A 5,168-nucleotide genomic window follows, 5' to 3' on the forward strand; every position below is an offset into this window, starting at 1 on the left:
CTCGGGTCCTGGGTGCCGGGCACCTTGGTCTTGGCGGTGACCTGCTCGGCCCAGGCGATGTGCTGCTCCCAGCTCATCCCGGTGGTCGGCTCGGGCAGGTTGTGCTTGGTCAGCAGCGTCTTGTTGTAGACCAGCCCCTGGGTGTTCTCCCCGGCGGCCAGGCCGGCGAGCTTGCCGTCGACGACGCCGTACTGCCAGAGGCTCTTGGGGAACTTGGAGGTGTCCAGCTTTCCGGACTCCTGGTACGGGGTCAGGTCGAGCGTGGTGTTGCGGGCCGCGTACTCGGCGAGGTAGTTGTCGTCGATCTGGAACAGGTCCGGTGGGTTGCCACCGGCGGTGAGCGTGGCCAGCTTGTCGAAGTAGCCCTGGTTGGCCTGCCAGGTCTTCTCGAAGGTCACGTTGGGGTGCTTCTGGGTGTAGAGGGCCAGCGCGTCCTCGGTCAGCTTGGCCCGGGCGTCGCCGCCCCACCAGAAGATGGACAGCTTGACCGGCGCGTTCGGGTCGGCGGCGCCGCCGTCGTCTCCGCAGGCGGCGGCGCCGAACATCAGCGGTGCGGCGACCGTCACGGCGAGCAGGCCACGCAGGAGTCGCCGCCGGGGCAGCGGGGTACGGTGGGCGCGCCCGACGGGCGCGCCAGTGGTGGGGGGCGTTGCGGGGTGCATGTGCGCTCACTCCTCGGCATTAGGAGGCGACGGCGTCACCGGTGGCCGTGGTCGGGGTGCCCGGGCCCGCAGGGCAATGCGGGTCCGGGCCACGCGGCGCGGCCAGGGGACGTGCCGGCCGGGCGTACGGGCCCGGGCCGGTCGAGTCGCGGATGACCAGGTCGGTCTGGAGCATTACCTGTGCGGTGGTACGACGGACGCCGAGCGCCGTGCCGGCACCGGACCCCCGCGCACCGCGCGGTGATTCGATGTCCTGTTGCAGCAGCATGTCGACGGCCGTCCGGCCGGCGGCCCCGGTGGGTGTGGCCACCGTCGTCAGCTTGGGTCGGGTGAGCCGGCTCAGGGTGATGTCGTCGACCCCGACGACGCTCACCTCCTGCGGCACCCGGACCCCGAGCGCGTCCAGCCCTTCGATCAGGCCGATCGCCATCAGGTCGTTGTAGGCGAGCACCGCCGACACGCCGCTGCGTCGCACCTGCTCGGCGATGGCCGAGCCGCCGACCTCGGTGGGCGCGTTGGGGCCGAGCACGGTCAGCTCGGCGCCACCGGCTCGGGCGGCCGCGCTGGCGGCACGGCGCATCTCCCGGTTGGTCCACGAGCTGCGCGGGCCACCGAGCAGCGCGATGCTGCGGTGCCCCAGGCCGACCAGGTGCTCGATCGCCGAGCGGGCACCCTGACCGACGTCCATCAGCACGCAGGGCAGGCCGGTCACCTGGCGGTTCACCACGACCAGTGGCACCTCGCGGCTGAGCTGTTCGATCAGGCTGTTGCTCATCCGGGGGCTGCACAGCAGCACCCCGTCGACCTGCTTGGCCAGCGCGTGGACCAGCTCTTCCTCGGCGGTCGGGTCCTCGTTGGTGTCGGCCACGAAGACGTGGTAGTCGCGGTGCCGGGCCTGACTCTCCGCCGCCTTGATCAGCGGTGGGAAGAACGGGTTCGCGATGTCCGCGATGATCAGCCCGATGTTGTGCGTCCGCCCGGTGATCAGTGCTCGGGCGGCCCGGTTCGGTCGGTAGCCCAGATCCTCCGCGCACGCCAGCACCCGGACCCGGGTCTCCGGGTTGACCAGGTGTGGCGCCGAGAAGGTGCGGGACACGGTGGAGATGTGCACACCCGACGCCCGGGCGACGTCCCGGATGGTGACTGGCACGGCGGCCCCTTCGTCCGATGTGGTGGCGGTCACGGGTGTGGCCCATTAATGCAAACGGTTGCGCCAGTGTCAACGGTCAATGATTACGGCTTTGTTGCACCCACGCTCCCCTTGGTGAGCTGCCGCCACACAAAACCTGACATATAACGCCGATCCCGTCGCCGTCGTTGACGCCAACGGATCGATCGTGATTACTTCATTGCAAACCTTTGCAGCATCACGGGAGGCGCACCGCATGTCACCGAGAGCCGCCGGATGGGTCCGGTACGCCGTGGTGGGCACCGGCGCGCGGGCGGAGATGTTCGTCCGGGCGCTGGTGCTCGACCACGCCGACACCACCGAGCTGGTCGCCTTCGCCGACACCAACCAGGCCCGGATGGACGCGCACAACCGCTGGCTGACCGAGCTGGGCCACCGCCCGGTGCCCACGTACCCGGCCGCCGACTTCGCGGCGATGCTGGACAAGGAGCGCGTCGACGTCGTTCTGGTCACCAGCGTGGACGTCACCCACGACGAGTACGTGGTGGCCGCGCTGCGCGCCGGTCGGGACGTCGTCACCGAGAAGCCGATGACAGTGGACGCGGCACGCTGCCGGCGCATCCTGGACACGGTGAGCGAGACCGGCGGCCGGGTGACCGTCGCCTTCAACTACCGCTACAACCCGCTGCACGAACAGGTTCGCCGGCTGCTCGCCGAGGGCGCGGTCGGCGAGATCGGCTCGGTGCACTTCGAGTGGCTGCTGGACGTCCGCCACGGCGCCGACTACTTCCGCCGCTGGCACCGCGACAAGGCCACCTCCGGTGGGCTGATGGTGCACAAGGCCAGCCACCACTTCGACCTGGTCAACTGGTGGCTGGCCGCCACCCCCGTCGAGGTGTACGCGGCCGGCCGGCTCTTCTTCTACGGCGAGGAGGGCCGCCGGCACGGCTACGCCCGCGACTACGACCGGGCGCACGGCTCCCCCGCCGCCGCCGACGACCCGTTCGCGCTGCGCCTGGACGCGCACCCCCGGTTGCGCGAGCTGTACCTCGACGCCGAGGCCGAGGACGGCTACCAGCGCGACCGCAACGTCTTCGCGCCCGGGGTGAGCATCGAGGACGACATGGCGGTGCTGGCCCGCTACTCCACCGGCGCCACCATGACCTACCACCTCACCGCGTACGCGCCCTGGGAGGGCTACCGGGTGATGGTCAACGGCAGCCGGGGCCGGCTGGAGCTGGACGTGGCCGAGAACGACTTCGTCGACCGGGGCACCGCCGGCGCGGTCAAGGGCGCGGCCCTGCACGGTGCCGAGGCGCCGCCCGAGGGCGGGGGTGCGACGCTGACGGTGCGCCCGTTCTGGGCCCCGCCCCGGCAGATCCCGGTGGAGGGCCGCAGTCGGCTCGGGCACGGTGGCGCGGACGCCCGGATGAGCGGTCCGGGTCGCCGACCTGCTCACCCCCCGCTGACACCGCAGACGAGGAGCCGCACCCCGTGCCCACGTTCGACCACACCGATCTGCTCCTGCCGCCCGAGCCGGGCCAACGGGCGCTGGCCCGGGAGCTGTACGCCCTGGCGGCGGAACAACCCATCATCTCGCCGCACGGGCACGTCGACCCGGCCCTGCTGGCCGAGGACCGCCCCTTCCCGGACCCGGCGCGGCTGCTCATCGTGCCCGACCACTACCTGACCCGGATGCTGCTCAGTCAGGGCGTACCCCCGGCGGAGCTGGGGGTGCCCACCCGCGACGGCAGCCCGGTGGAGGCCGACGGCCGGGTCATCTGGCGACGCTTCGCCGCGCACTGGCACCTGTTCCGGGGCACCCCGTCGCGACTCTGGCTGGAGCAGACCTTCCGCACCGTGTTCGGGGTGCACACCGTGTTCGGCCCGGCCACCGCCGACGCCGTCTACGACGAGATCGCGGCCCGGCTCGCCGAGCCGGACTTCCGGCCCCGGGCGCTGTTCGAGCGGTTCGGCATCGAGGTCCTGGCCACCACCGAGTCGCCGCTGGACGACCTCGCCGCGCACGCCAAGCTCGCCGCCGACGGGTGGGGCGGGCCGGGCGGCCGGGTGGTCACCACGTTCCGCCCCGACGACGTGGTGGACATGGAGTTCGAGGGCTGGTCGACGAACGTGGACCGGCTCGGCGACCGGGCCGGCGAGGACACCGGCACGTACGCCGGCTATCTGGCCGCGCTGCGGGCCCGGCGCGCCGCGTTCATCGCCGCCGGCGCGACCTCCTCGGACCACGGCCACCCCACCGCGCGCACCCTGGACCTCACCCCGGCCGAGGCCGAGCGGCTCTACGACCGGGGTCGGCGCGGCGAGGCCGACGCCGCCGACGCGGAGGCGTTCCGGGCGCACATGCTCGTGGAGTTCGCCCGGATGTCACTCGACGACGGCCTGGTCATGCAGCTGCACCCCGGCGCGGTGCGCAACCACAACCGGTGGTTGCACGCCCGGCACGGGCGTGACGTCGGCGGCGACATCCCGCAGGCCACCGAGTACGTGCACGCGCTCGCCCCGCTGCTGCAGCGCTACGGCAACGACCCCCGGCTGCGGGTGGTCCTCTACACCCTCGACGAGGACACCTTCACCCGCGAGCTGGCGCCCCTCGCGGGCGGGTACGCCGCGCTGCTGCTCGGCGCGCCCTGGTGGTTCCTGGACTCCCCCGAGGTGCTGCGCCGGTTCCGGGAGACGGTCACCGAGACCGCCGGGTTCTACAACACCGCCGGCTTCGTCGATGACACCCGGGCGTTCTGCTCCATCCCGGTCCGCCACGACGTGGCCCGTCGGGTCGACGCCGGCTTCCTGGCCCGCCTCGTCGCCGAGCACCGGCTGCCGATGGACGAGGCCGCCGAGACCATCGTCGACCTGGCGTACCGGCTGCCCAGGCGGGTCTTCAACTTTGGAGGCGTTGACCAGTGACCACCACCATCACCTCCGTCGAGGTACACGACGTGCGGTTCCCGACCGCCGCCCGGGGCGACGGCTCCGACGCGATCAACCGGGGTGACTACTCGGCGACGTACGTCGAGCTGGGCACCGGCGCCGGCCCGACCGGCGCCGGATTCACCTTCACCAACGGCCGGGGCAACGAGATCACCTGCGCGGCGGTACGGGCGCTGGCCCACCACGTGCGGGGGCGCACGATCGAGGAGATCACCGCCGAGCCGGTGGCGTTCTGGCGCTCGCTCAGCGCCGACGTGCAGCTGCGCTGGCTGGGCCCGGAGAAGGGCGTCATCCACATGGCGACCGGTGCGCTGGTCAACGCGGTGTGGGACCTGCGGGCCACGCTGGCCGGCAAGCCGATGTGGCGTTTCCTCGCCGAGCTGCCCACCGACGAGCTCGTGGCCAGCGTCGACTTCAAGCACATC

3 protein-coding genes and 2 pseudogenes are annotated in these 5,168 nt (G+C 72.2%); 3 read left to right on the top strand and 2 right to left on the bottom strand.

The features are described from left to right. Positions 1–662 (bottom strand): ABC transporter substrate-binding protein (locus KBX53_RS21465; RefSeq protein ID WP_210861248.1); only part of this gene is annotated, 662 nt, incomplete at its 3' end. A 19-nt stretch (positions 663–681) separates the two neighbouring features. Then, positions 682–1,812 (bottom strand): LacI family DNA-binding transcriptional regulator, encoded by a 1,131-nt coding sequence (locus KBX53_RS21470; protein WP_036410513.1) that lies wholly within the window; start codon positions 1,810–1,812, stop codon positions 682–684. Positions 1,813–2,047: 235 nt separating this feature from the next. Between KBX53_RS21470 and KBX53_RS21475 the strand changes: the two are divergent. The 3 genes and pseudogenes from KBX53_RS21475 to KBX53_RS21485 all read left to right on the top strand — a co-directional run. Then, a pseudogene (locus tag KBX53_RS21475) lies at positions 2,048–3,226 on the top strand (Gfo/Idh/MocA family protein); the annotation flags it as partial. 59 nt (positions 3,227–3,285) lie between these two features. Next, positions 3,286–4,719 carry a glucuronate isomerase gene (gene uxaC, locus KBX53_RS21480; protein WP_210861250.1) on the top strand — a complete coding sequence of 478 codons (1,434 nt, stop codon included), beginning with the start codon at positions 3,286–3,288 and terminating at the stop codon, positions 4,717–4,719. Next, positions 4,716–5,168: pseudogene (locus tag KBX53_RS21485) on the top strand (fuconate dehydratase); the annotation flags it as partial. The gene uxaC and the pseudogene KBX53_RS21485, both read left to right, overlap by 4 nt.

Origin of the sequence: Micromonospora sp. M51 (genome assembly GCF_018070305.1) — a bacterium.
In the GTDB taxonomy this organism is placed as follows: Bacteria; Actinomycetota; Actinomycetes; order Mycobacteriales; family Micromonosporaceae; genus Micromonospora; species Micromonospora parva.